Origin of the sequence: Massilia aurea (assembly GCF_040790145.1) — a bacterium.
Taxonomy (GTDB): Bacteria; Pseudomonadota; Gammaproteobacteria; order Burkholderiales; family Burkholderiaceae_D; genus Telluria; species Telluria aurea_C.
The window spans coordinates 39,171-64,641 of sequence record NZ_JBFMMP010000015.1; the positions used below are offsets into that span (position 1 = coordinate 39,171).

Sequence of the window (25,471 nt, forward strand, 5' to 3'; positions counted from 1 at the left end):
GTTTGTATGACAGGCGAGCATTCATCCAAGCAGTACGACCATGAACTCGAAGGGATCCGTTCCCAGGTCTTGCTGATGGGCGGCATGGTGGAAACCCAGTTCGAAGAAGCGCTGGAGTGCTTCCGCGTCGGTGACATCGCGCGCGCCGAGCGCGTGATGGCCGAAGACCAGGCAGTCAACCAACTGGAAGTCGCGCTGGACGACGCTTGCCGCCACATGATCGTGAAGCGCCAGCCGACCGCGAACGACCTGCGCACCGTGATGGCCACCGTCAAGGTGATCACCGACCTCGAACGCATCGGCGACGAAGCGACCAAGGTCGCGCGCACCGCGAAAAGCATGCATGAACGCGGCACCGTCGGCTTTGCCCACTTCGACATGATCCGCACGATCGCCAAGGCGACGTCGGAACTGCTGCACGATTCGCTCGACGCGTTCGCGCGGCTCGATGGCAAGCAGGCGCTGCAGATCATCGCGGCCGACGAAGTGGTCGACCACGAATTCCGCGTCATCATGCGCACGATGGTCACGTTCATGATGGAAGACCCGCGCACGATTTCGTCGGCGCTCGACACGCTGTGGGTCGCCAAGGCGATCGAGCGCATCGGCGACCATGCGAAGAACATCGCTGAATACGTGATCTTCGTGGCCGAAGGGCGCGACATCCGCCACAGCAAGCCGACGGCTGCCGAGCCACCGGTGGCTTGAGCATGGCAGACACCACCTCCGTCCTCGTGGTCGAGGACGAGCCGGCGATCGTCGAGCTGGTGACCTACTCGCTGCGCGAAGCCGGGTGGGAAATCCGCACGGCCGATACGGCGGCCGGCGCCTGGGACAGCATCAGCCGCGGCAAGCCCGACCTGCTGCTGCTGGACTGGATGCTGCCCGACCAGAGCGGCCTGCGCCTGCTCTCGCGCCTGCGCGCGGACCGCGACTTCCAGGAACTGCCGGTGATCATGTTGACCGCCAAGAGCATGGAAGAAGACAAGCTGGCGGGCCTGAACACTGGCGCCGATGACTACATCACCAAGCCGTTTTCGCCGCGCGAACTGCTGGCCCGCTCGCGCGCGCTGCTGCGCCGTAAAAGTCCGCACCTGGCCGAAGCGCCGCTGCGCGCGGGCACGGTGACGCTCGATCCGAACAGCTGTACCGTCACGGTCGAGAACCAGCAGATCGACATTGGCAACGCCGAATACAAGCTGCTCAAGTACCTGATGGCGCACCGCGAGCGCGTGTTTTCGCGTGCCCAGCTGCTCGACAAGGTGTGGGGCGACCATGCGGTGATCGAAGAACGCACGGTCGACGTGCACGTGCTGCGGCTGCGCAAGGCGCTGAAAACCGCCGATGGCCTGATCCGCACGGTGCGCAGCGTCGGCTATATGCTGTCCGAAAAATAGTCTGTGTCGAAGGACGCGATGAATCCCAAGTTGCTGTTCTGGGTCCCGGCGCTGTTGCGCCTGGGACTGTTGTTTGCGTTGGCCGGCATGGTCTGGTGGTGGCTTGGCCCGGTGGCCGGGCTGTCGCTGGCGCTGGCCGCCGTCGTTACTGCCGTCATCGTGCAGCTGTCGTACCTGCAAAAGCTCGGCGAATGGCTCGAAGATCCCGGGACGCGCCTGCCCGACGGCTGGGGCACCTGGACCGATGCGTTCGCGCGCCTGTACCGCATGCGGCGCGATGACACGAAGCACCAGGCCGAACTGACCGAATGGCTCGCGCGCTTTCGCCAGGCGATGCACTTGCTGCCCGAAGGCGTGGCGATCATGGACGACGTGCTGTTCCTGGAGTGGTGCAATCCGGCCCTCGAGCGCCATCTGGGCTTGACGATGGAGCGCGACAAGGGGCTGCGAGTGACGAACCTGGTGCGCCATCCCGACTTTATCGACTACATCATCCTGGGCCGCTACGAGCAGCCGCTGACGCTCGCGTTCAGGGGCCGCAAGATCGAGTGCCGCATCATCCCGTTCGAGAACCGGCGCCAGATCCTGGTGACGCACGATGCGACCGACACCGAGCGCATCGAAGCCATGCGGCGCGACTTCATCGCCAACGCCTCGCACGAACTGCGCACGCCATTGACGGTGATCGTGGGCTTTCTCGAGATCGCGATGGCCGATCCAGGCCTGGATGTCGCCATCCGCACGGCGCATCTGAACCTGATGACGGAACAGGCGCAGCGGATGCAGCGGCTGATTCAGGACATGCTGACTCTGTCGCGACTGGAATCGGACGAGTTCCCGCTCAAGCGCGAGCGCGTGGACGTGAAGAGCCTGGTCGAATCGATCGCCGTCGAGGCGCGCGCCCTGTCGGGTGGGCGGCACCATATCGAGGTGGCGGTGGACGGCCCCGACGTGATGGGCAGCATGGAAGAGTTGCGCAGCGCGTTCGCCAATCTGGCCTCGAACGCGGTGCGCTACTCGCCCGACGGCGGCACGATCCGCCTGGCCTGGTCGCGCGGCGCCGATGCGCTGTCATTTGCGGTGACCGATTGCGGCATCGGGATCGATCCGGAACACATCCCGCGCCTGACGGAGCGTTTCTATCGGGTGGACAAGAGCCGCTCGCGCGAGACGCAGGGCACGGGTCTGGGCCTGGCGATCGTCAAGCACGTGCTGTTGCGGCACGGCGGCAAGTTGACGATCACGTCACAGCCGGGCAAGGGCAGCACGTTCGCTGCGACCTTGCCGAATACGTCGCTGCCAGCCTGACCTTCACCCTGAAGCAATTGCATTCCAATTGGGGTCAGTGTCGAATTGTTTGACAACTTTGTGACATGCTGACGAGAACAGTCGGTCTATCACGTATCTTGCTGAAACTTTCGCTTTGGACAATTAGGGTCGGAGTCGAATTACTGGCAATTCTAGAAAATTGCTCAATAATTCGACTCCGACCCTATTTAATATGTTCGCGTTTTTACGTTGAGATCAATTGATTTTCATTCGAAATATGCAGACAGGAATGAAACATCACAATGTAATGTTTTGAGCGAAATTCTTAAGGCTTTTCGGCCGAAAATCCAAGTAGGGTCAGTGTCGCATTAATGAGCAACTTTAAAAGTTGTCAAACAATTCGACTCCGACCCTAATTGTCTTTTGGGCAAGCTTTAAGAGGGAAATTGAAGTCAGGTTAAACTCGTGAGCGGTGGTGGGAAATTGCTCAACAATTCGACACTGACCCTAATTGGGCCTGAACCTCATTGAGCCTGACCCTCATTGAGCCGCTGACCCTGATTGAGCTGCCCCTGATCCAGGTTAGTGCAGCAGCAGGAGTGCGCAGGCGAGCACTGCGGCGGGGATGCCGATCCAGGCCCCATGCGCCACTTTGCGCGGAGCGTATTGGAGCATCACGGCGACGGTCCAGGCTGCGATGGACAAGACGCCGCACCACAGCACCGGGCCGATGTGCCAGCCGCTGGCGCCGATGCAGGCGGCGAACGAGAGGGCCAGGCCCAGCCAGGCCAGCGCGCGCATTCGCTGACGCAGGGCTGGCGCCGGTTCTGTTCCGCGGCCGTGCAGGTCGGCGTAGTGGCGGTCCATCACGATGCCTTTCGCGGCGAACGCGCTGAAGGCGAGGGCGACGCTGCTGCCAATCAGAAGACTCATGCGGCCTCCATCTTCGAGGTCGTCCCGGTGCTCGCCATTGGCTGCTGTGCGGCCGCCTTCTTTTTTGCTTTCTGCCCCAGCCACCACGCAGCCCAGCCCAGCAACGCACCCAGCAGCAGCACGACCAGGTCGAACGCGGCCACTTTGCCCAGGCCCGCGCCGCCGAACAGCGTCACGCCCAGATGCGACTCTGTCGTGAACATATTCAGCACAGGAATGCCCGCCATCAGCACCGCGCCCACCATCAGCTGGAAGCGCCACATCGCGCGCGTCGGCCGGATCTGCGCCAGTAACGCAGCTGCGCCCCAGGCGATAAAGAACCAGTTGGCTTCGGCATTCGAGCGCTGCGCCATGTCTACCGGCAGCAGGCGGTTGGCCCAGAAGTAGGCGGCAAACGCGATCGGCAAGCCAGCGATCGCGCCGATGTTGAGCGCGTCGACCAGACGCACGCCGAAGCCGACGCGTCCACCCTTGGCCACGACCTTGGCATATGCCTGGCGTTCCTTCACGCCCCATAGCAGCGCGCCGGTGGCGACCATCGCGCAGCCGGCCAGGCCGCACACGAAGAACAGGGCGCGCAGCAGCGGATCGGCGAAGTGCGCCACGTGCAGGCCGTAGATCGCAGCGCGTGCAGCCAGCGTGGTGCTGGCCGGCGCCGTCTGCGAGAGCAGGGCGCCACTCACGCCGTCGAACGTCATCGACGGTTCGATGTTCGACAGTTGTTGGCCCGACGGGCGATACAGCTCCACGCGCGCCGCCGCATCGTTCGGATGGCTCACTGCCACGCGCGATGGCGCCACGCCCCACGCACGCTCGGCCTGCGCCAGCATCGGCGCCAGGTCGGCCAATGGCGCGGCGACTTTCGCCGGCTTGCTGCGCTCGGCATTCGGGAACACTTCGCCGAACATCACATTCTGCTCGGCGCCATACAGCACCTTGGTGGCCGCTGGCATGTACATGAACATCAGCGTGACCAGGCCCGTGTACGTGATCATCAGGTGGAACGGCAGCGCCAGCACCGCCGTGACGTTGTGCGCGTCGAGCCACGAGCGCTGGCCCTTCCTGGGCCGGAAGGTGAAGAAGTCCTTGAAGATGCGCTTGTGCGTGATCACGCCGCTGACGATCGCCACCAGCATGAACATGGCGGCCACGCCGACGATCCAGCGGCCCCAGATCGCCGACATGTAGTACAGGTCGAAGTGCAGGCGGTACAGGAACTCGCCGCCACGCGAGTCGCGCGGCGCCGCTGTTTGCAGGCCCGTCGCCGGGTCGAGCGAGAAGTTTTGCTTGCGGAAGGCGTCGCGGCGCTCCTCGCGCGTCATGCCTTTTTTGGGCGGATTCTGCCAGTTGGCCAGGATCAGCGGGTTGCGCTCTTCGGGCAGGTCGATGGTCCAGCGCGTCGCCTTGGGTGCGCGCTCCTGCAGCTCGCGCACCGCGAGCGCCGTCGATTGCGCCGGCGTGATGACGGACTGCGCGCCGGCCGCCTTGTGCAACTCGGGCTTCATCCAGAACGTGATCTCGTGCCGGTAGTACGAGGCGGTGCCGCCCATGAACACCAGCAGCAGCAGCCAGCACACGAGCAGCCCGGACCAGGTATGCACCCAGGCCATCGATTGACGCAAGCCGTCCTTCATGCCGTCCTCCCGACGAACCACAGAAGTGCGCCCAGCACGGCACTGGACGCGATCACGCCTACACAGGCACGCAACGCGCTGGACGTGGCAAATACCCACAGGATGATGCAGGTGTAGACGACAAATGACAGCAGTGTGGCGGTGGTGACGGCGTCTGCGCGCGACATCGGCAACGCCAGCGCGATAAGGGCGCTGGCGATCGATGTGAACACGTAGCCGCCACCGATGGCTGCCACCGCGCGGACGGTGACGCCGCCACGGTAGCGCCAGGTGATAGTGGTCATGAAGCTCGAGCCTTTCTTGAGACGGCCTGTGGAGACGCTATGTAAGGTGCAACCCGGATCAGTGTTCGGCGCTCGGCGCCATGACCGGGCCGGCGGCCACCGCAGCGATGCCCTTCGGCTGCACGACCGTCAGCGACGTGGTGTGGCTGGCGCTGGCGTATTGCAGGCCGGCGCGCTCGCCTGCGGTCTTGTCGGTATGCGCCGTCTCCAGCACGTAGGTACCTTTCCATGGCAGGTCGAACTTGACCACGCCACTGACGTCGGATTCCGCTTCTTTGGCCCAGCCGCTCGGCACGATCGCGCTGACCTTGGCTTTCGGCAGCGGCTGGCCCTTGTAGAACACCTTGAATTCGCCGGCCACGCCGGTCGGGACCAGGTCGAGCGCCAGTTTCGGCTGCTGCGCGGCAAAGCTCGTGGCCAGGCGCGCGGCCGGTACCCAGATGTGATTGAGCTTCTTGCCGTCCTTGTTCGACTCCCAGCTCGGGTAGGCATTGTCTTCGGCGACGATCGATTCGCCTGCGCCTGGTGTGGCGCCGCTGACGACATACCCCTTGGCGGTTTTTTCCAGCTTGAGTGCCTGCTCGCCCCTGGCGCCCAGCAGGGTCGCCGACGGCGCGCCGAACTTGTCGAGCAGGCCGGGCGTGGTCTCGCGCTGGTTCAGGGCGAACTCGCCGAATTGCAGCTTGACGACCTTGCCGTCCTGCTCCAGCCAGATGTGGTGGGCCTGAGCGGCAGGCGCGGCGACCAGCATGGCGACGAGGGAGGAGAGCAGGAGTTTGTTCATCATTGTCGTTCTCTTTTCATTGGTTTTGACAGACGGTTGATCCCACATAGCCTGCCGGTCGAAGAAGTTTCAGGGCTGCCGGAAGAAATATGTGCATTGCGTCAACTTACGAACAAGAATTATAATGCGAATCATTCTCATTTCAAAACAATTTCAAGGAGTAGTCATGTTGCGCGCAGTGCCTCACGTTGTAGTTAATCCGACGCCCGTCGCCCGCTCGGTTCGCCAGAGCATCGCACTGTGGACCACTGTCGCGCTGATCTCTCCGTTGGCGGCCTTTGCCGCGGCGCCGGCTGCGCCAGACGACATCCCGACCGAGGGTGTCCCAACGGTCAATGTCGTCGGCACCATGGATGCAACCACGGAAAAGAGCAAATCGTTCACGACCCGTTCGTCGACCCTGTTCAAGGGCGAACAGGCGATTCGCGACACGCCGCAGCCGGTGACCGTGATTACCCGCCAGTTCATGGAAGAGCGCAACCTGCTCGACCTGACCGATGTGTTGAACAACACGCCCGGCATCAATGTCGACTACACCGACAGCGAGCGCCTGAGCTACAACTCGCGCGGCTTTTCCATCGATGCACTGCAACTCAATGGCCTGACCTATACCCAGTCGGGCGCGGCCTTCGTGCAGCCCGATACCGCGCTGCTCGACCGCGTCGAAGTGCTGCGCGGCGCCTCGGGCATGCTGCGCGGTTCGGGCAACCCGTCGGCCTCGGTGAATCTGGTGCTCAAGCGCCCGACCAGGACGTTCCAGGCGTCTGCCGGCCTGACCGTCGGTTCGTGGGACCGCCGTCGCGGTGAAGCCGATATTTCGACCCCACTCAACGAGAGCGGTTCGATCCGCGCCCGTGTGGTGGCGGTGAAGGACGTGAAGGAATCGTTCCAGCTGGCCAAGGAAGAAGACCGTGAAGTCCTGTACGGCGTGGTCCAGGCCGATCTGGGGCCGCGCACCACCATCACCGCCTCGATGCATCACACCGACCTGGACGCCACCGGCGCATGGGGCGGCTTGCCGGCCGGTCTCGACGGCGCGGGCTTGAACCTGCCGCGCAACACGTATGTCGGCGTCGACTGGAACCAGTGGAACCGCTTCAACGACCAGGCCCAGCTCGAACTCGAGCACCGCTTCGACAGCGGCTGGACGGTGCGCGCCAACGCCGGCTACACGGCCCTCCAGATCAAGGACAATGCGTTCCTGCAGTCGTACGTCGCGCGCACCGTCGGCGCGACGGATCCACACCTGATGACCATCACCACCGCCCAGTACACGGGCGACGACAGCCGCCAGCGGGCGATGAACCTGATCGTCGACGGGCCGTTCCAGCTGTTCGGCCGCAAGCATTCGGTTGTTCTCGGCGGCGAGCACGTGCGCAACAAGTCGATCGGTACCCGTGGCGTCGGCAACCTGTTCCCGCAAAACATCGACGTGCGCACCTTCGATCCGTACACCACCTACCTGCAGCGACCGGTCACGACCATGCCGACCTTCGGCAGCCCGCCGGTCCAGACGACCACCGACGGCGCCTTCGCCACGCTGCGCCTGTCGCTGGCCGATCCGCTCACCGCCATGATCGGCGGCCGCCTGAGCTGGTGGGATGTCCTCAACCAGACCAATGCCAACGCCACCTACAAGGTCACGCGCGAAGTCACGCCATACGCCGGCCTGGTGTACGACCTGTCGGACGCCATCAGCGCGTATGCCAGCTACACCGAAATCTTCACGCCGCAAAACGTGCGCGGCGCCGACAACAACATCCTCGACCCGATCACCGGCGAAGACTATGAGCTGGGCCTGAAAGGGGAGTTCTTCGGCGGCCGCCTGAATGCGTCGCTGGGCCTGTTCAAGATCGAGAACGTGGGGCGCGCGATTGCCGACACGTCGTCGATCAACCCGTGCCCACCGACGCAGCTGGCCGACTTCTGCCGCATTGCCGGCGGCAAGCAGACCAGCGAAGGCTTCGAAGCCGAAATCTCGGGCGAGGTCTACACCGGCTGGCAAGTGATGGGCGGCTACACCAACACCCGCACCAAGTACGTCGTCGACACGGCCGCCAACGCCGGCCAGCCGCTGCGCAGCCACGATCCGAAACACCAGCTGCGCCTGTTCACCAGTTACAGCCCGAACCGCTCGGGCCCGGGCTGGACCGTCGGTGGCGGCGTGAATATCCAGAGCGACAATTATGTGCGCTCCGGTGTGCTGACCGCGCGCCAGGGTGGCTATGGCGTGGCCAATGCGATGTTTGCCTACCGTATCGACGACACATGGTCGGTGCAGGGCAATATCAATAATCTGTTCGACAAGGTGTATTACAAGAAGATCGGCCCGACGGGCATCTCGTACTACTACGGCGACCCACGCAATGTGTCGGTGTCGCTGCGCGCCAGCCTGTAATCTGCCAGTAATGCCGCCCGGTCCGCCACCACGGCGGACCGCTCATGCCGTTCAGAACGAGCCGATGTACAATCGGGCCTCGTTCTTTTCGGCGCCTCTTATGCTCTCTCGTCGTACTTCCCTCGTGGCCTTCGCCGCGCTGTTGCTGGCCGCCTGCGGCAGCACCCCAACGCCGGCCCCCGTCGTGCCGGTTGCCGCCCCCAAGGCGGCGCCATTACCACCCAAGAAAATCCGTATCGGCCTGGCCCTCGGCGGCGGCGCCGCGCGCGGTTTTGCCCATATCGGCGTGATCAAGGCACTCGAAGCCCAGGGCATCTATCCGGAAATCGTCGTCGGCACCAGTGCCGGTTCGGTCGTCGGCGCGCTGTATGCGTCGGGGCTGAACGGCTTTGCGCTGCAAAAAACGGCATTGAGCATGGACGAGGCGACGATCTCGGACTGGGCGCTGCCGCTGTTTTCTAAATCGACCGGCCTGCTCAAGGGCGAGGCGCTGCAAAGCTATGTGAACAAATCGGTCAACAATGTGCCGATGGAAAAGCTCAAATTGCGCTTCGGCGCCGTGGCCACCGACCTCAAGTCGGGCCAGCCGATTCTGTTCAGCCGCGGCAACACGGGCATGGCCGTGCGCGCCTCATCCAGCGTACCGAGCGTGTTCCAGCCGGTTGTCATCGGCAACAAGAGCTATGTCGATGGCGGTCTGGTGGCGCCGGTGCCGGTGCGCTACGTGCGCGATATGGGTGCCGATTTCATTATCGCGGTCAATATTTCGAGCGCCACCGAGGGTGCAGCCACGGCCAGCTCGCTCGACGTGCTGATGCAGACATTTTCCATCATGGGTCAGCGCCTGAACCACTTCGAGCTGAAGGACGCCGACATCGTCATCACGCCGGCGCTGGGCAATATGGGGTCAAGCGACTTCGGCGGCCGCAACCTGGCCATCCTCGCCGGCGAACAGGCCGCCGCCGCCGTCATGCCGCAAATTAAGGCCAAACTGAAACTCAAACAACAAGTACCCTGAGAAAGCCCATCATGCATACCAAACCCTACCTGACGCTGGCGGACGTGAAACAGATCGGCGCCGCCGCCGAAGCCGAAGCCCTTGCCAATGGCTGGGCCGTGTCGATCGCCATCGTCGACGACGGCGGCCACCTGCTGTGGCAGCAGCGCCTCGATGGCGCGCCGCCGATCTCGTCGCATATCGCCCCGAGCAAGGCCAGCACGGCCGCGCTCGGTCGGCGCGAATCGAAGATCTACGAAGACGTGATCAACAACGGCCGCATGTCGTTCCTGAGCGCGCCGAAGCTCGAAGGCATGCTCGAAGGCGGCGTGCCGGTGATCGTCGACGGTCACGTGATTGGCGCCGTGGGCGTGTCGGGCGTGAAATCGAATGAGGATGTGCAGATCGCCAAAGCCGGTATTGCGGCACTGGGCGCAGCCTGATATTTGAGGCTTGAAGCGCAGTGCGGGTGCAGTATTTGCAGCGGCGAATGCTGCAACGCCGCATTGCCGAACGTCGCTTGACGCGCTATAATTCGGAAGTTTATCTAATTCAAACTTCGCCGTAGCGCATACCCACCAACCCTCATTCAAAAGACCTCCAACGCCCGGCGCACCCAGTGCAGCGGGGTTCGCTGGATGTCGGTCTGACGTGGCGCAGCTACGGCAACTTTTACGGGAGTTGCCCTTGCCGCCATTTTTCTCTGGCCCCTCTGTCCCGGCCATCCTGGCCCTTGCTGACGGGACCATTTTCAAAGGTTATTCCATCGGAGCCGTCGGTCACACGACCGGCGAAGTGGTGTTCAACACCGCCATGACCGGCTACCAGGAAATCCTCACCGACCCGAGCTATTCACGTCAGATCGTCACGCTGACGTACCCGCACATCGGCAATTACGGCGTGAACACGGCCGACGTCGAAGCCTCGAAAGTGCACGCCGCCGGCCTGATCATTCGCGATCTGCCGCTGCTGGCCTCGAACTTCCGCTCCACGCAGTCGCTCGGCGACTACTTGAAGGCCGAGAACGTCGTGGCGATTGCCGGCATCGATACCCGCAAGCTCACCCGCATCCTGCGCGAGAAGGGCGCCCAGGCTGGCGCCATCCTTACGGCCGCGCAGGGCGCCGAACCGTCGGCGGCGCAGGCGCTGGAACTGGCGCGCTCGTTCCCGGGCCTGGCCGGCATGGACCTGGCCAAGGTCGTGTCGGTAAAAGCGTCGTACGAATTTACCGAAACCGAGTGGAAGCTCGGCGAAGGCTTCGGCAAGCAAACCAATCCCCAATACCACGTGGTCGCCTTCGACTACGGCGTCAAGCGCAACATCCTGCGCATGCTGGCCGAGCGCGGCTGCAAGGTCACCGTGCTGCCGGCGCAGTCCACCGCCGCCGATGCACTGGCCCTGAACCCGGACGGTATCTTCCTGGCCAATGGCCCGGGCGACCCGGAGCCGTGCGATTACGCGATTGCCGCTTCGCGTGAACTGATCGAAAAGGGCATCCCGACCTTCGGCATCTGCCTCGGTCACCAGATCATGGCGCTGGCCTCCGGCGCGAAAACGTTGAAGATGAAGTTCGGCCACCACGGCGCGAATCACCCGGTGCAGGACCTCGATTCGAAGAAAGTGCTCATCACGTCGCAGAACCACGGTTTCGCCGTCGATGCCGCGACCTTGCCCGACAACTGCCGCGTCACGCACGTGTCGCTGTTCGACGGCTCGCTGCAGGGTTTCGAGCGTACCGACAAACCCGCGTTCTGTTTCCAGGGTCACCCGGAAGCCTCGCCTGGGCCGACCGACGTCGCCTACCTGTTTGACCGCTTCATCGGCCTGATGCAAGCAGCGGAGAAAAAATAATATGCCAAAACGTAGTGACATCAAAAGCATCCTGATAATCGGCGCCGGCCCGATCGTCATCGGCCAGGCCGTCGAATTCGACTACTCCGGCGCGCAAGCCTGCAAGGCCCTGCGCGAAGAGGGTTACAAGGTCATCCTGGTGAACTCGAACCCGGCCACGATCATGACCGACCCTGAAACGGCGGACGTGACCTACATCGAGCCGATCACCTGGAAAGTCGTCGAGCGCATCATCGAGAAAGAGCGTCCTGACGCCATCTTGCCGACGATGGGCGGCCAGACCGCGCTCAATTGCGCGCTCGACCTGCACCGCCACGGTGTGCTCGAGAAGTACAACGTCGAGCTGATCGGCGCCACGCCGGAAGCGATCGACAAGGCCGAAGACCGCCTGAAGTTCAAGAACGCGATGACCAAGATCGGCCTGGGTTCGGCCCGTTCGGGCGTGGCCCACACGATGGAAGAATCGTGGGTCGTGCAACGCGAGATGGGCTTCCCGACCATCATCCGTCCATCGTTTACGATGGGTGGCAGCGGCGGCGGCATCGCCTACAACGAAGAAGAATTCGAAGCGATCTGCAAGCGCGGCCTGGAAGCGTCGCCAACCTCCGAGCTCTTGATCGAAGAGTCCCTGCTGGGCTGGAAAGAGTATGAGATGGAAGTTGTTCGCGACAAGAACGACAACTGCATCATCATCTGCTCCATTGAAAACCTGGACCCGATGGGCGTGCACACGGGCGACTCGATCACCGTCGCGCCGGCGCAGACCCTGACCGACAAGGAATACCAGATCCTGCGCAACGCGTCGATCGACGTGCTGCGTGAAATCGGCGTCGATACCGGCGGTTCGAACGTGCAGTTCGCGATCAACCCGAAAGACGGCCGCATGATCGTCATCGAGATGAACCCGCGCGTGTCGCGTTCGTCGGCGCTGGCCTCGAAGGCAACCGGTTTCCCGATCGCGAAGATCGCGGCCAAGCTGGCGGTCGGCTACACGCTCGATGAACTGCGCAACGACATCACGGGCGGCGCCACGCCGGCCTCGTTCGAACCGTCGATCGACTACGTCGTCGTGAAAATCCCGCGCTTCACGTTCGAGAAATTCCCGACTGCCGACAAGCACCTGACCACGCAGATGAAATCGGTGGGCGAAGTGATGGCCATGGGCCGCACCTTCCAGGAAGCGTTCCAGAAAGCCCTGCGCGGCCTGGAAGTTGGCGTCGATGGACTGAACGAGAAAACGCGCGACCGCGAAAAGATCGAAGAAGAGCTGGGCGAGCCTGGCCCGGACCGTATCTGGTACGTGGGCGACGCCTTTGCCCAGGGCTTCACGCTCGAAGAAGTGCACAACCTGACCAAGATCGATCCGTGGTTCCTGGTGCAGATCAAGGAGATCGTCGACATCGAATTGTGGCTCGAGACGCAGACGCTCGAAGGTCTCGATAAACCGGTGCTGTACAAGCTCAAGCAAAAAGGTTTCGCCGATCGTCGCCTGGCGTTCCTGCTGAAAGTGAAGCCCGAAGAGGTGCGCGCGCGCCGTCATGCGCTGGGCATCCGTCCGGTCTACAAGCGCGTCGACACCTGCGCGGCCGAGTTCTCGACCGACACCGCGTACATGTACTCGACGTACGACGAAGAGTGCGAGTCGAACCCGACCGATCGTAAAAAGATCATGGTGCTGGGCGGTGGTCCGAACCGCATCGGCCAGGGCATCGAATTCGATTACTGCTGCGTCCACGCGGCCCTCGCGATGCGCGAAGACGGCTACGAGACCATCATGGTCAACTGCAATCCAGAGACGGTGTCAACCGATTACGACACGTCCGATCGCCTGTACTTCGAATCGCTGACGCTGGAAGACGTGCTGGAAATCGTGGAGCTCGAAAAACCGGTGGGCGTGATCGTGCAGTACGGCGGCCAGACGCCACTGAAACTCGCACTCGACCTGGAAGCCAACGGCGTGCCGATCATCGGCACCTCGCCGGACATGATCGACGCCGCCGAAGACCGCGAGCGTTTCCAGCAACTGCTGCAAGAGCTGGGCCTGCGCCAGCCGCCGAACCGTACCGCGCGCACCGAAGCCGACGCCCTGGCGCTGGCCGAGGAAATCGGCTATCCGCTGGTCGTGCGTCCGTCGTACGTGCTGGGTGGCCGCGCAATGGAAATCGTCCACGAGCAGCGTGACCTCGAGCGCTATATGCGCGAAGCGGTCAAGGTCTCGCACGATTCGCCAGTGCTGCTCGACCGCTTCCTGAACGACGCCATCGAAGTCGACGTCGACTGCATCTCGGACGGCGAAGCCACCTTCATCGGCGGCGTGATGGAACACATCGAACAGGCGGGCGTGCACTCGGGCGACTCGGCCTGCTCGCTGCCGCCGTACTCGCTGACGCAATCGACGATCGATGAGCTCAAGCGCCAGACCTCGCTGATGGCCAAGGCACTGAACGTGGTCGGCCTGATGAACGTGCAGTTCGCGATCCAGCAGAAGGAAGAAAACGGCCATACGGTTGATACTGTTTTTGTGCTGGAAGTGAACCCACGCGCGTCGCGTACCGTGCCGTTCGTGTCGAAAGCCACCGGCCTGCAACTGGCGAAGATCGCCGCGCGCTGCATGGTCGGCCAGACGCTGGCATCGCAGGGCATCACGAAAGAGGTGATCCCGCCGTTCTACAGCGTCAAGGAAGTGGTGTTCCCGTTCGTGAAATTCCCGGGCGTCGACACCATCCTGGGCCCAGAGATGAAATCGACCGGCGAAGTGATGGGCGTGGGCATGACCTTCGGCGAAGCGTTCGTCAAGTCGCAGCTCGCGGCCGGCATCAAGCTGCCGCGCTCGGGCACCGTGTTCCTGTCGGTGAAGTCGTCCGACAAGCCGCGGGCAACGAGCGTGGCGCGTGACCTGGTGGCGCTGGGGTTTGATCTGGTCGCCACCAAGGGCACGGCCGCCGTGATCGCCGCCGCCGGGATTCCGGTGCGCGCCGTGAACAAGGTGCTCGAGGGTCGTCCGCATGTGGTCGACATGATCAAGAACCGCGACATCGTCATGGTCGTCAACACCGTGGAAGAGAAACGCAGCGCCATCGTCGACTCGCGCGCAATCCGCACCTCGGCACTGGCGGCCCACGTGGTGACCTACACCACGATCGCTGGCGCCGAAGCGGCGATCGAAGGCATGCCGCATATCGACGAACTGCGCGTGTACGATTTACAAGGTCTTCATAAAACCTTAAACTAAGCACACGCAGTACCCGTCACACAGCAAGTCCAGTCAACCACAGAGCTCGCGCGGCCTTGGCGCCGCGTGCCTCTGTGGTTTTCGCTTTCTTGTGGCGGCGGGCACCCCGTCAAATACATCACAAGCAGAGAACCATGACCACACCACTGACCAAATTCGGCGCAGAACTCCTGAAAGAAGAGCTGCACCAGCTCAAGACGAAGGAACGCCGCAGCGTGATCGACGCGATCGCCGAAGCGCGTTCGCATGGCGACCTGTCCGAAAACGCCGAGTACGACGCCGCCAAGGAACGCCAGGCCTTCGTCGAAGGCCGCATCGCCGAACTCGAAAGCAAGCTCAGCACCTCGCAGGTGATCGATCCGACCACGCTCGACGCCGAAGGCCGCGTGGTGTTCGCCGCCACCGTCGACCTGGAAGACCTCGAGTCGAGCCAGAAGGTCACGTACCAGATCGTCGGCATGGATGAAGCCGACCTGAAAATGAACAAGGTGTCGATCACGTCGCCGATCGCGCGCGCGCTGATCGGCAAGTATGCCGGCGATGTCGTCGAAGTGCAGGCGCCATCGGGCCCGCGCGAATACGAAATCCTGGAAGTGCGCTACATCTGATGGACAGCAGCGCGCAGGGCTTCGGCGCAGGCCGGGCAGGGCGCCTGCCGGCGGCGCGCCTGCTGGTGGCGGCATTGTGGACCGGCAGCCTGTGGGCGCTCGGTTACATCGCGGCGCCAGCGGCGTTCAAGGTGCTTGGCAGCGGGCAGGCCGGCGATCTGGTGGCCGTGCTGCTCACGCGCCAGGCCTGGCTGTCGATTGTCTGCGCGGTCGTGCTGCTGGTGCTGCTGCAGGTGTCGAAAGACCTGGCGCCGGTGCGCCGGCGCTTTCTCGGTTGGCTCGTGGTTGCGATGCTGGCGTGCGCGCTGGTGATTTTTGTCGGCTTGCAGCCGGGGATGGCGCATCTGCGGGTGCTGGCAGGCGAGGCCGGCGTACGGGCGTCGCCGTACTGGACGCAGTTTGCCGTCATGCATGGGGTGTCGCAGCTGTTTCACATTGCCCAGAGTTTGCTGGGAGCGTGGCTGCTGGTACGCTTGCGGTAACGCCGGTTCGGTGGCGATTGCCCACTTGGGGTAGGGTTGGCGGCTCTGCCGCCGACGCGGTGATCGATATCGGCGCCGTTGTCGTGCCGGATGATCTAACTGCCAACCATCGCCGCGTCGGCGGCGCAGCCGCCAACCCTACGTAAAAAAACCGGGTTTCCCCGGTTTTTTTTATTTGTTCAGCGAGCTCTTCTTGGAGCTGGTCTGACGCGGTTTGGCGCGCTTGATGTTGCCGCCTGCCGTGACGCGCTCGTTACCCTTGAGCATGACCTTGGTGACGCTCGGCTTCTTGGTGCCGCTGGCGCTGGCCTTGACGATGGTGACTTCGCGCATGCCCGGGCCGGCCTTGCTGCTGCGTTCCTTGGCCGTCTCGACTTTCGGACGGTACAGTACCAGCAGCTTGCCGATGTGCTGGACCTGGGCCGCGTCGAGGTCGGCGCTGATCTTGTCGTACATGGCAACGCGCGCTTCGCGGTCGTCGCCGAACACGCGCACCTTGATCAGGCCGTGCGAGTCGAGGCTGTTGGCGACTTCCTTCATCACGGATTCGGTCAGCCCGTCGGCGCCGATCATGACAACAGGATTGAGCCCGTGGGCTTCTGCGCGCAGAGCACTGCGCTCGGCCGGTGTGAGTTTAAGCATAATAAATTTTTGATGGACCTATAAAAGCAGTATTCTACGCGAATGGCCAAGAACAAATTAAACAAAAACTGGTTACACGACCATATTAACGATCCCTACGTCAAACTCGCGCAAAAAGAGGGCTATCGTGCCCGCGCCGCCTACAAGCTGAAAGAAATCGACGAGTCCGAGAAACTCATCAAGTCGGGCAATGTCGTCGTCGACCTTGGCTGCACCCCGGGCAGCTGGGCCCAGTACACCCGGCGCAAGCTCGCCGGCAAGGACGGCGGCGGCATCCACGGCACCATTATCGGGCTGGATATCCTGCCCATGGAGCCGGTGGCCGATGTTCAATATATCCAGGGCGACTTCCGTGAAGAAGAGGTGCTGAACCAGCTTGCGGTGGTGCTGGCCGAGCGCAGGGTCGACGTGGTGCTGTCGGATATGGCGCCCAACCTGTCGGGCATCGGCCATGCCGACGCCGCCCGCATGGAACATTTGATCGATCTGGCGATCGAATTCTCGCAAGCCCATTTAAAGCCGGGTGGTGCACTACTGGTGAAGTGTTTCAAAGACATGGGTTTCACGCAAATCCTGGAGAAATTCCGGCTCGAGTTCACCACCGTGAAGCAAATCAAACCAAAGGCCAGCCGCGATAAATCGTCCGAGATTTTCCTGCTGGGGCGCGGTTTGAAACATCCGGGCGCGTAAATCGCGCCCGGCGACAGATTGCCCCTTGAAATCCCTTCGCGCGGCCACCACATCAGCCGCGTGATCCCTTGTGTTGCGACTGCCATTTGGGGCGGTTTGCAGCGGCGGGAATGAATAAGACAGTCATTCGATGGTATTTCGACACTACGGCCGGAGTTGCGTGGCAGCGTTGGCTTATTGCGAGTAAAATCAGGATACTGAAATCGGTAGAGATGCGTACGCATCGGAGGAGTGCTCGTGAATAATATGTTTTCCAAATCCGCCATCTGGGTGGTCGTCGCGCTGCTGTTGTTCATGCTGTTCAAGCAGTTCGACACCCACAGCGTCGCTGGCGGCAGCAAGACCATCGCTTATTCCGAGTTGCTCGATGAAGTGAAGGCGCGCCGCATCAAGGAAGTCCTGATTGAAGGCACCAACATCACCGCCACGCGCGCTGACGACACCAAGGTGCGCGCCACTGCCACCGGTCTCGACCGTGGTTTGATCGGCGACCTGCGCGAAAACGGCGTGCGCTTCGACGTCAAACCACCTGAAGAGCCATCGTTCCTGCAACAGGTCTTCATCTCGTGGTTCCCGATGCTGTTGCTCATCGGCGTGTGGGTGTTCTTCATGCGCCAGATGCAGGGCGGCGGCAAGGGCGGCGCGTTCTCCTTCGGCAAATCGAAGGCGCGCATGCTCGACGAGACCAACAACACCGTGACGTTCTCGGACGTCGCCGGTTGCGATGAAGCCAAAGAAGAAGTCTCCGAAATCGTGGACTTCCTGCGCGATCCAACCAAGTTCCAGAAACTGGGCGGCCGTATCCCGCGCGGCGTGCTGATGGTCGGGCCGCCCGGCACCGGTAAAACGCTGCTGGCCCGCGCCATCGCCGGCGAAGCCAAGGTGCCGTTCTTCTCGATCTCGGGCTCCGATTTCGTCGAGATGTTCGTCGGCGTCGGCGCCAGCCGCGTGCGCGATATGTTCGAGAATGCCAAGAAGCATTCGCCATGCATCATCTTCATCGATGAGATCGACGCCGTCGGTCGTCACCGCGGCGCCGGCATGGGCGGCGGCAACGATGAACGCGAACAGACGCTGAACCAGCTGCTGGTCGAGATGGATGGCTTCGAAGCGCAATCGGGCGTGATCGTCATCGCCGCCACCAACCGCGCCGACGTGCTCGACAAAGCGCTGCTGCGTCCGGGCCGTTTCGACCGCCAGGTGCAAGTGGGCCTGCCGGACATCCGCGGCCGCGAACAGATCCTGAACGTGCACATGCGCAAAGTGCCAATCGGCACCGACGTCAAGGCCGACATCCTGGCCCGCGGCACGCCTGGTTTCTCGGGCGCCGACCTGGCCAACCTGGTCAACGAAGCAGCGCTGTTCGCAGCCCGTCGCAGCAAGCGCCTGGTCGAGATGATCGACTTTGAAGATGCCAAGGACAAGATCTACATGGGTCCAGAACGCAAGTCGATGGTCATCCGCGAGGAAGAACGCCGCAACACGGCCTACCACGAGTCGGGCCACGCGGTCATCGCCAAGCTGTTGCCGAAGGCCGATCCCGTGCACAAGGTCACGATCATGCCGCGCGGTTATGCGCTGGGCCTGACCTGGCAGCTGCCTGAGCACGATGCGCTGTCTGGCTACAAAGACAAGATGCTCGAAGAAATCTCGATCCTGTTCGGTGGCCGTATCGCCGAAGAGATTTTCGTCGGTCAGATGTCCACCGGCGCGTCGAACGACTTCTCGCGTGCCACCAAGCTGGCGCGCTCGATGGTGACCCGCTTCGGCATGTCCGACAGCATGGGCGTGATGGTCTACGAAGACAGCGAGAACGAAGGCTTCTTCGGCGGCGCCACCAAGACCATTTCGGAAGCGACCCAGCAAAAGGTCGACGCCGAGATCCGCGCGATCCTCGACACGCAGTACGCCCTGTCGCGTCGCCTGCTGGAAGAGAACCGCGACAAGGTTGAAATGATGACGAAGGCGCTGCTCGACTGGGAAACCATCGACGCCGACCAGATCAACGACATCATGGCCGGGCAAGAGCCACGCAAGCCGACGACGGTGCTGACCAAGCGTACGCCGCCGGGCGACAGCGGCCCTGGCGGTGTGGCGCCAAACGCCACCGCACCGGCCTGACGCTCGCGCTACCCCACGAAGGCACCCGCAAGGGTGCCTTTTTTGTTGATGGCGCCCGCTTGCGGTACGTGTGTGCGGCACTCGATTGCCACACTCCCGAGCAGCGCCCGTCCCGATTGATTTTATGACCAAGACACTGCAATGCGGCCAGTTCAGCTTCGCGCTGGATGGCGCCGCATCCCTCGACCCCGTTGTGATGGGCATCCTGAACGTCACGCCGGATTCATTCTCCGATGGCGGCCGCTACCAGGGCCTCGAATTTGCGCTGACGCATGCCGAAGCGATGATCCGCGATGGCGCCACCATGATCGATATTGGCGGCGAATCCACCCGGCCCGGCTCGCCAAGCGTGCCGCTCGATGAAGAGCTGCGCCGCGTGATGCCGACCCTGTACGCGCTGCGCACGCTCGATGTCGCGCTGTCGGTCGACACCACCAAGCCAGAAGTCATGCGCGAAGCGCTGATCGCCGGCGCCGACATGATCAACGACGTCAACGGCTTTCGCGCGCCCGGCGCGCTGGAGGCTGTTCTCGACAGCGATTGCGGGCTGTGCGTGATGCACATGCAAGCGACGCCCGAGACCATGCAGCAGGCGCCCCGGTATGATGACGTGGTGGGCGACGTGATCGCGTTTCTGGCCGAACGCATCGCCGCAATGACGGCGGCCAGCATCGACCGTGCACGTATCTGCGTCGATCCGGGCTTCGGCTTTGGCAAGACGGTCGAGCACAACTACGCCTTGCTGCGCGGCCTGGGCCGCATCCGGGATGAACTCGGCTTGCCGGTGCTGGCTGGCATGTCGCGCAAGTCGATGATCGGCGCCGTCACCGGGCGGCCGGTCGAGCAGCGCATCGCCGGCAGTATCGGCGCGGCATTGGCTGCGACAGCGCATGGCGCTAGAATCGTGCGTGTGCATGATGTTGCGGAGACGGTCGATGCGCTGAAGGTATGGCGCGCGGCCATGCATCCATAAAAACACGTTTCAATAAGAGAAAAGAGAACTAGATGGCACGGAAATATTTCGGCACCGACGGCATTCGCGGGCTGGTGGGCGCAGCGCCAATCACCCCTGATTTCGTCATGCGCCTGGGCTACGCCGCCGGCACCGTCCTGGCAAAAGGTAAAAAATCGAGCAGCGGCCGTCCTGTCGTGCTGATCGGCAAAGACACCCGCATCTCGGGCTATATGCTCGAGGCGGCGCTGGAATCGGGCTTCTCGGCTGCCGGCGTCGACGTGATGCTGGCCGGGCCGATGCCCACGCCGGCAATCGCCTACCTGACGCGCGCGCTGCGCCTGCAGGCCGGCGTCGTGATCTCGGCCTCGCATAATCCGTTTCAGGACAATGGCATCAAATTCTTCTCCGGCCACGGCACCAAGCTGCCGGATGCCGTTGAACTGGAAATCGAAGACGCGATCGACCAGCCGATGGGCTGTGTGTCGTCGGACAAACTCGGCCGCGTGTCGCGCCTGCGCGATGCCCAGGGGCGCTACATCGAATTCTGCAAGAGCACGTTCCCGAACGAGCTCGACCTGCGCGGCCTGAAGATCGTCGTCGACAGCGCCCACGGCGCCGCCTACAACATTGCCCCGCACGTGTTCCATGAGCTCGGCGCCGAGGTCATTTCCATCGGCGCCCAGCCGGACGGCTTCAACATCAACGCCGGCTTTGGCGCCACCGCGCCGCAGGCGCTGTCCGAAGCCGTCGTGGCCAACAAGGCCGACCTCGGCATCGCCCTCGACGGCGACGCCGACCGCCTGATCATGGTCGATGCCACCGGCCGCGTCTACAACGGCGACGAACTCTTGTACGTGATGGTGCGCGATCGCATGAGCACCGGTCCGGTGGCCGGCGCCGTGGGCACCCTGATGACGAATATGGCGCTCGAAGTGGCGTTCAAGGAAATGGGCATCGGCTTCGCGCGTGCCAAGGTGGGCGACCGCTACGTGCTCGAAGTGATGAAAGAGCGCGGCTGGCTGTTTGGCGGTGAAGGCTCGGGCCACTTGTTGGCACTGGACAAGCACAGCACCGGCGACGGCATCGTTTCGGCCTTGCAAGTGCTGTCGGCACTAGTGCGCGGCAACAAGTCGCTGGCCGAGTGCTGCAACGAACTCAAACTGTTCCCGCAAACGCTGATCAACAAGAAAGTCGCACCGGGCTTCGACTGGACGGCCGATGCGGCAATGGTCGCCGAGAAAGAAGCGGTCGAGCGCGAACTGGGCGACAACGGGCGCGTGCTGATCCGCGCATCGGGCACCGAGCCATTGATCCGGGTAATGGTCGAGGCGAAAGAGGCGGAACTGGCCGACAGCCTGGCGCGCCGGATCGCGGCGAAGTTGTCGGCGTAATCAGTCTGCGTGCGGCGCTGGAATTGCACCTGACGGGGCTGGCGCTTCACGAATGATTGGCATATAATGTTGCCCACGGCGGAGTGTAGCGCAGCCCGGTAGCGCACCTGGTTTGGGACCAGGGGGTCCAAGGTTCGAATCCTTGTACTCCGACCAAAGAATCATCAGAACAGGCCGTCATCGACGGCCTGTTTTGTTTTCCGATCTCGCAGTTTTGCACCGCCCTTAGCTCAGTCGGATAGAGCAACAGCCTTCTAAGCTGTGGGTCGGGGGTTCGATTCCCTCAGGGCGGGCCACTCCTCGCATCATCTTCTTCGTTCCATCTCTCTCACGTCACGATGAACTCGTAGCCCGCCTGCAGCGAGCCGACGACCTGCGCCTGGTTTTCCGCGCTCTCACTAAATTGCACGACCAGGTCGGCCATCGTGATCGCGTCGCGCTCCAGCGCGCCGAGCCAGTGCGCGAAGCCGCCGGTATCCGGCGCCCGGTCCAGCACATTGGCATACAGCGCGGTGATGAGCTCGGCATCGGTGGCAGCCGCGCCATACTTGCTCTTGAATTCAGGCGAGTCGACGAAGGCCTGCGCGACCGCACTCAATGCCTGCCCCTGGCTCATCTGTCCGATCCAGTACCCCAGGCCGCCCGCGTCGGGCGTGCGATCGAACGCAGTCTGGAACAAGCGGTAGACCTCGGCGGGAAAGCCCTGCGTTTCATACGAGATGAAGACGCCATCGTCGAACGACAGTCGCTCGACGCTGCGCAGCACATCGGCGCCGTCGTAGCCGACCAGGTCGGTGACCGTGATCGCGCCATCGCGCAGACTGACGGTATATTCATCGCGGCGGCCTTCCAGTACGAAGGTATCGACGCCGGCGCCGCCATCGACGTCGTCGTTCGTGCGCGTGCCATACAAGGTGTCGTGCGCGTCCGTGCCGACGATCCGGTTGGTCGTCGGCGTGCGGCTCTCGTACACGTTCACGCTGGCGTAGCTGTCGTAGTAATCCTGGTCCCACGACGCATTAATGTAATACCAGCCGGTGTAGGGCGCCGTGAATGCCGCGTAGTCGTAGCCGTGAGCGCCGCCGCCGTCGTCGGCGGCAATGGCGTTGCCGGCATCGTCATGGATGCGCAGCAAAAATGGATCGTAGTAGCTGCCGCTCTGGACCGTGTAGCCCATGCCGGCGGTGGCGTGGAACACGAAGATGTCATCGTCGCCCGCATACGGATCAAGCGTGCTGTAGCGCGCGGTGCGGCCGTAATACTGGCCGAGCTCGGGATCCCGGACGGGGTCGAGTTCGAGGCGCCAGGCCCAGTCCATGTCGGCCCGGGTCAGGTCGCTCAGGTAATCGAGGGTGGGATAGGCGGACATGGCAGGCCTCGGGCAATGGGATGCCCCGATTATAGGTCTGGCAATATCCGCCAATGTGTCGACATGGTTACGCTTTGTAAGCGCGCTGTCACGGGTTCTTTACGCCGCAGCCGGGAACGCTTCACCATCGCCGCCCCACGCGGCCAGCGCGCGGCGCAGCAGACGGCGTTCGCGGTGGTCGATCATGTGGTCGGCCCGCACGATCTCGAGCATGCCTTTGAGCACCAGCGCGCGCAGGGCAGGATGATTCACTTCGCCCAGCAGCGCATCGATCGTTGCCGGTTCGATCTCGACCATACCGGCTGCACGGTTGGTGCTGTGGGCCAACAAATCCTGGGTCAGCTCGCCAGCGGCGTCGTCGAACGTGTCTTCGCTCACGCCCAGCACCTCGAGTACACCGCTGCGGTGCAGCGTCTTGAGCTCTTGCGGCGTCAGGCGGCCGTCGGCGATCATGGCCAGGGCCAGCAGGCGGCTCATGGCTTTGGGACTGTCGGTCGGGTAACTTCTCATTGCTTCCTCGCTTCGTGTGAACTGAGTGACCAATATACGGTTGCGCCATCGTAAAGTAAAATCGAATAATCTTTAGCAATGCTCAATATTTTTGGTGGTAACGAGGGATGAACTACAAGCACCTGCAGTACTTCCATGCCGTCGCGACGGCCGGCAGCGTCGTGCGTGCGGCCGAGCAATTGCACGTCTCGGCGCAAGCGATCAGCACGCAGTTGCAATTGTTGGAAGACCAATTTGGCGAGGAGCTATTGCGCAAGAAGGGGCGAGGGCTGGTGCTGACCGAAGCCGGCAAGACTGTCCTGCGCTACACCGGGCAGATCTTCAGCCTCGGGAATGAACTCGAGCAAGCCGTACGGCGCGGGCTGTTCACCGAGACCGAAACACTGCGCGTCGGCCTGTGCGACGTGATCGCCAAGACGATGGCCTTCCGGCTGCTGCAACCCGCGCGCGACGCAGGCCTCGCCATGCACCTGGTGTGCCGGGAAGGGCGGTTTGGCGACCTGATGGAAGATCTCAGCGCGCACCGGCTCGACCTCTTGATTTCGGACCAGGGCTTGCCGCCCGGCGGCGCGGTGCGCGGGCATAGTCACCTGCTCGGCTCGAGCACGGTGACGGTGGTGGCGCACCCGGATGTGTGCCGGCGCTGGGCCGGCGATTTTCCCCAGCGTCTGAAGGGCGCGCCATTCTTGATGCCGGGCCAGGACGCGGCACTGCACAGCCAGCTGATGGCCTGGCTCGAAGCGCAAGGCTTGCGCCCGATCGTGGTCGGTGAATTCGATGATGGCGCGCTGCTCGGCGCATTTGCCGGCGCCGGCGCGGGCTTCATGGCGGCGCCGACCGTGCTTGCGCAATCACTGTGCGCACAGTACGGGCTGGAACCGGTGGGGGAGATCGACGCCATCGTCGAGCAGATCTATGCCGTGACGGTCGAGCGCCGGGTGCATCATCCGGCGCTGCGGCGCATCCTGGAGCGGGCGCCCCACGTGTTTGCCTGATGGTCGGCCTATGGCGGGCAAACGCCTCAGATGCGGTCGCTTTCCTTGCGCACGACGCGGCCGATCACAATGCACTCGCCGCCCTGGCACAGCTTGCGGTGGTATTTGCGCTGGTCTGGGTTGTCGGACGTGAGCCACCATTGGGCGGCATCGCGCACCAGGCGCTTGACGACGGCTTCGCCCTCATAATTGAACGCGAATACGGCGCCGTCGACTGGCTTGGTGTCGAGCGTGTTGATGACGACGATATCGCCGGCGAATAGCGACGGTTCCATGCTCTCGCCCTTGACGTAGATCGCGATCAGGTGCGACGGGCTGTACTGGTTGCGTTCGAGCCAGGTGCGGCGCATGCCGAGCGTGCCCCCATCACGCGCCTCCGGCTCGGCCTGGTACCCGGTGATGCCGGCTGACAGGCGTAGCTTGACCATGGGAATCGGCACGAAGGCATCGTCGTCACCTTCGGCCACCACGCGCAGCGCGTTCTGCAATCCGGGCAGCCCGGGCACGCCGGGCAGGGCACTGCTGTCATTGGCCGGGCTGGCCGCCAGCGGCGCCAGGATCTCGGCCGGCAACCGGCAACCGGTGACCCGGGAAATGGCCAGCAGCTGCTTCAGGTTGGGACTGTGCTTTTCATTTTCCCAATGCGAGATATTGGCCTTGGTATGGCCGCGGTCTGTTCCGAGCTCGAGCGCGAGACGGGCGCCCAGCGCGGTGCCCGACAAGCCCGCCGTGGTGCGCGCCTCTTTCACCCAGCCGGCAATCATTGTCTGTAAGTCCATATTCACATAGTAAAGGAAATCTATACATTGAAGTATAGCTTTTCTTTACTGCTGTGGTATAGTTTTCCTATACTTTCATCAATCGTATTGACGTGGCGCAGGGACAGCGTGGGCTTCCCGGAGCAGGGTTCCGCCGCAAGCACAGGGGAG

23 protein-coding genes and 2 tRNA genes are annotated in these 25,471 nt (G+C 62.9%); 17 read left to right on the plus strand and 8 right to left on the minus strand.

The features are described 5' to 3' along the window. Positions 1–6 precede the first annotated feature (6 nt). From phoU to phoR, 3 genes are read left to right on the plus strand one after another with little or no spacing between them, the layout of a single operon-like run. On the plus strand, positions 7–708 hold the full coding sequence (gene phoU, locus AB2N08_RS18300; protein ID WP_367612323.1) for a phosphate signaling complex protein PhoU: 702 nt from the start codon (positions 7–9) through the stop codon (positions 706–708). 2 nt (positions 709–710) lie between these two features. Beyond that, complete coding sequence (locus AB2N08_RS18305) at positions 711–1,397, plus strand: response regulator (protein WP_367612324.1); 687 nt, start codon at positions 711–713, stop codon at positions 1,395–1,397. An 18-nt stretch (positions 1,398–1,415) separates the two neighbouring features. Continuing rightward, positions 1,416–2,705: a phosphate regulon sensor histidine kinase PhoR gene (gene phoR / locus AB2N08_RS18310; RefSeq protein WP_367612325.1), complete on the plus strand. Its 1,290-nt coding sequence runs from the start codon at positions 1,416–1,418 to the stop codon at positions 2,703–2,705. A 543-nt stretch (positions 2,706–3,248) separates the two neighbouring features. On the opposite strand, the gene AB2N08_RS18315 is transcribed toward phoR, so the two are convergent. From AB2N08_RS18315 to AB2N08_RS18330, 4 genes are read right to left on the minus strand one after another with little or no spacing between them, the layout of a single operon-like run. Further along, positions 3,249–3,599 (minus strand): DUF3325 domain-containing protein, encoded by a 351-nt coding sequence (locus AB2N08_RS18315; protein WP_367612326.1) that lies wholly within the window; start codon positions 3,597–3,599, stop codon positions 3,249–3,251. Further along, the gene (locus tag AB2N08_RS18320; protein WP_367612327.1) at positions 3,596–5,233 is read right to left on the minus strand and encodes a PepSY-associated TM helix domain-containing protein; all 1,638 of its coding nucleotides are present in this window, start codon (positions 5,231–5,233) and stop codon (positions 3,596–3,598) included. The genes AB2N08_RS18315 and AB2N08_RS18320 overlap by 4 nt, the downstream gene beginning before the upstream one ends. Next, entirely contained in the window at positions 5,230–5,517 is a 288-nt protein-coding gene (locus AB2N08_RS18325; protein WP_367612328.1) for a DUF3649 domain-containing protein, read from the minus strand. The genes AB2N08_RS18320 and AB2N08_RS18325 overlap by 4 nt, the downstream gene beginning before the upstream one ends. Positions 5,518–5,575: 58 nt before the next feature. Then, positions 5,576–6,304 carry a DUF4198 domain-containing protein gene (locus AB2N08_RS18330; protein WP_367612329.1) on the minus strand — a complete coding sequence of 243 codons (729 nt, stop codon included), beginning with the start codon at positions 6,302–6,304 and terminating at the stop codon, positions 5,576–5,578. Between the two features lie 163 nt (positions 6,305–6,467). Here AB2N08_RS18330 and AB2N08_RS18335 point away from each other — a divergent pair, with 163 nt between their 5' ends. From AB2N08_RS18335 to AB2N08_RS18365, 7 genes are all read left to right on the plus strand, one after another. Further along, entirely contained in the window at positions 6,468–8,699 is a 2,232-nt protein-coding gene (locus tag AB2N08_RS18335; protein WP_367612330.1) for a TonB-dependent siderophore receptor, read from the plus strand. A 100-nt stretch (positions 8,700–8,799) separates the two neighbouring features. Further along, positions 8,800–9,717, plus strand: a complete 918-nt coding sequence (locus AB2N08_RS18340) for a patatin-like phospholipase family protein (protein WP_367612331.1) — start codon at positions 8,800–8,802, stop codon at positions 9,715–9,717. A gap of 11 nt (positions 9,718–9,728) precedes the next feature. Beyond that, positions 9,729–10,139, plus strand: coding sequence for a GlcG/HbpS family heme-binding protein (locus AB2N08_RS18345; RefSeq protein ID WP_367612332.1), 411 nt, complete (start codon positions 9,729–9,731; stop codon positions 10,137–10,139). Positions 10,140–10,383: 244 nt separating this feature from the next. Beyond that, positions 10,384–11,547 (plus strand): glutamine-hydrolyzing carbamoyl-phosphate synthase small subunit, encoded by a 1,164-nt coding sequence (gene carA / locus AB2N08_RS18350; protein ID WP_367612333.1) that lies wholly within the window; start codon positions 10,384–10,386, stop codon positions 11,545–11,547. Between the two features lies 1 nt (position 11,548). After that, the gene (gene carB, locus AB2N08_RS18355; RefSeq protein WP_367612334.1) at positions 11,549–14,779 is read left to right on the plus strand and encodes a carbamoyl-phosphate synthase large subunit; all 3,231 of its coding nucleotides are present in this window, start codon (positions 11,549–11,551) and stop codon (positions 14,777–14,779) included. A 134-nt stretch (positions 14,780–14,913) separates the two neighbouring features. After that, positions 14,914–15,387, plus strand: coding sequence for a transcription elongation factor GreA (gene greA / locus AB2N08_RS18360; RefSeq protein WP_367612335.1), 474 nt, complete (start codon positions 14,914–14,916; stop codon positions 15,385–15,387). Continuing rightward, positions 15,387–15,869, plus strand: coding sequence for a DUF4149 domain-containing protein (locus tag AB2N08_RS18365; protein WP_367612336.1), 483 nt, complete (start codon positions 15,387–15,389; stop codon positions 15,867–15,869). The genes greA and AB2N08_RS18365 overlap by 1 nt, the downstream gene beginning before the upstream one ends. Positions 15,870–16,040: 171 nt before the next feature. Here the strand turns inward: AB2N08_RS18365 and yhbY are convergent, their stop codons facing one another. After that, complete coding sequence (gene yhbY, locus AB2N08_RS18370; RefSeq protein ID WP_183551125.1) at positions 16,041–16,511, minus strand: ribosome assembly RNA-binding protein YhbY; 471 nt, start codon at positions 16,509–16,511, stop codon at positions 16,041–16,043. Between the two features lie 42 nt (positions 16,512–16,553). On the opposite strand from yhbY, the gene AB2N08_RS18375 reads away from it, so the two are divergent. The 6 genes from AB2N08_RS18375 to AB2N08_RS18400 all read left to right on the plus strand — a co-directional run bounded on the left by AB2N08_RS18375 (position 16,554) and on the right by AB2N08_RS18400 (position 21,964). Continuing rightward, positions 16,554–17,201, plus strand: a complete 648-nt coding sequence (locus AB2N08_RS18375; RefSeq protein WP_367612337.1) for an RlmE family RNA methyltransferase — start codon at positions 16,554–16,556, stop codon at positions 17,199–17,201. Between the two features lie 237 nt (positions 17,202–17,438). Then, positions 17,439–19,322 carry an ATP-dependent zinc metalloprotease FtsH gene (ftsH, locus tag AB2N08_RS18380; RefSeq protein WP_367612338.1) on the plus strand — a complete coding sequence of 628 codons (1,884 nt, stop codon included), beginning with the start codon at positions 17,439–17,441 and terminating at the stop codon, positions 19,320–19,322. Between the two features lie 124 nt (positions 19,323–19,446). After that, complete coding sequence (folP, locus tag AB2N08_RS18385) at positions 19,447–20,295, plus strand: dihydropteroate synthase (protein ID WP_367612339.1); 849 nt, start codon at positions 19,447–19,449, stop codon at positions 20,293–20,295. A 32-nt stretch (positions 20,296–20,327) separates the two neighbouring features. Further along, complete coding sequence (gene glmM / locus AB2N08_RS18390) at positions 20,328–21,668, plus strand: phosphoglucosamine mutase (protein ID WP_367612340.1); 1,341 nt, start codon at positions 20,328–20,330, stop codon at positions 21,666–21,668. A 79-nt stretch (positions 21,669–21,747) separates the two neighbouring features. Next, positions 21,748–21,824: transfer RNA gene (locus AB2N08_RS18395), tRNA-Pro, on the plus strand. Between the two features lie 63 nt (positions 21,825–21,887). After that, positions 21,888–21,964 (plus strand) — tRNA-Arg (locus AB2N08_RS18400). Positions 21,965–21,996: 32 nt separating this feature from the next. Here AB2N08_RS18400 and AB2N08_RS18405 read toward each other — a convergent pair. Further along, positions 21,997–23,037 (minus strand): DUF4214 domain-containing protein, encoded by a 1,041-nt coding sequence (locus AB2N08_RS18405; protein ID WP_367612341.1) that lies wholly within the window; start codon positions 23,035–23,037, stop codon positions 21,997–21,999. A gap of 99 nt (positions 23,038–23,136) precedes the next feature. Beyond that, complete coding sequence (locus tag AB2N08_RS18410) at positions 23,137–23,547, minus strand: TerB family tellurite resistance protein (RefSeq protein ID WP_367612342.1); 411 nt, start codon at positions 23,545–23,547, stop codon at positions 23,137–23,139. A 107-nt stretch (positions 23,548–23,654) separates the two neighbouring features. Between AB2N08_RS18410 and AB2N08_RS18415 the strand changes: the two genes are divergently transcribed. Then, on the plus strand, positions 23,655–24,542 hold the full coding sequence (locus tag AB2N08_RS18415) for a LysR family transcriptional regulator (RefSeq protein WP_367612343.1): 888 nt from the start codon (positions 23,655–23,657) through the stop codon (positions 24,540–24,542). A gap of 26 nt (positions 24,543–24,568) precedes the next feature. On the opposite strand, the gene AB2N08_RS18420 is transcribed toward AB2N08_RS18415, so the two are convergent. Beyond that, positions 24,569–25,321 (minus strand): S24 family peptidase, encoded by a 753-nt coding sequence (locus AB2N08_RS18420; RefSeq protein ID WP_367612344.1) that lies wholly within the window; start codon positions 25,319–25,321, stop codon positions 24,569–24,571. Positions 25,322–25,471: the final 150 nt, after the last annotated feature.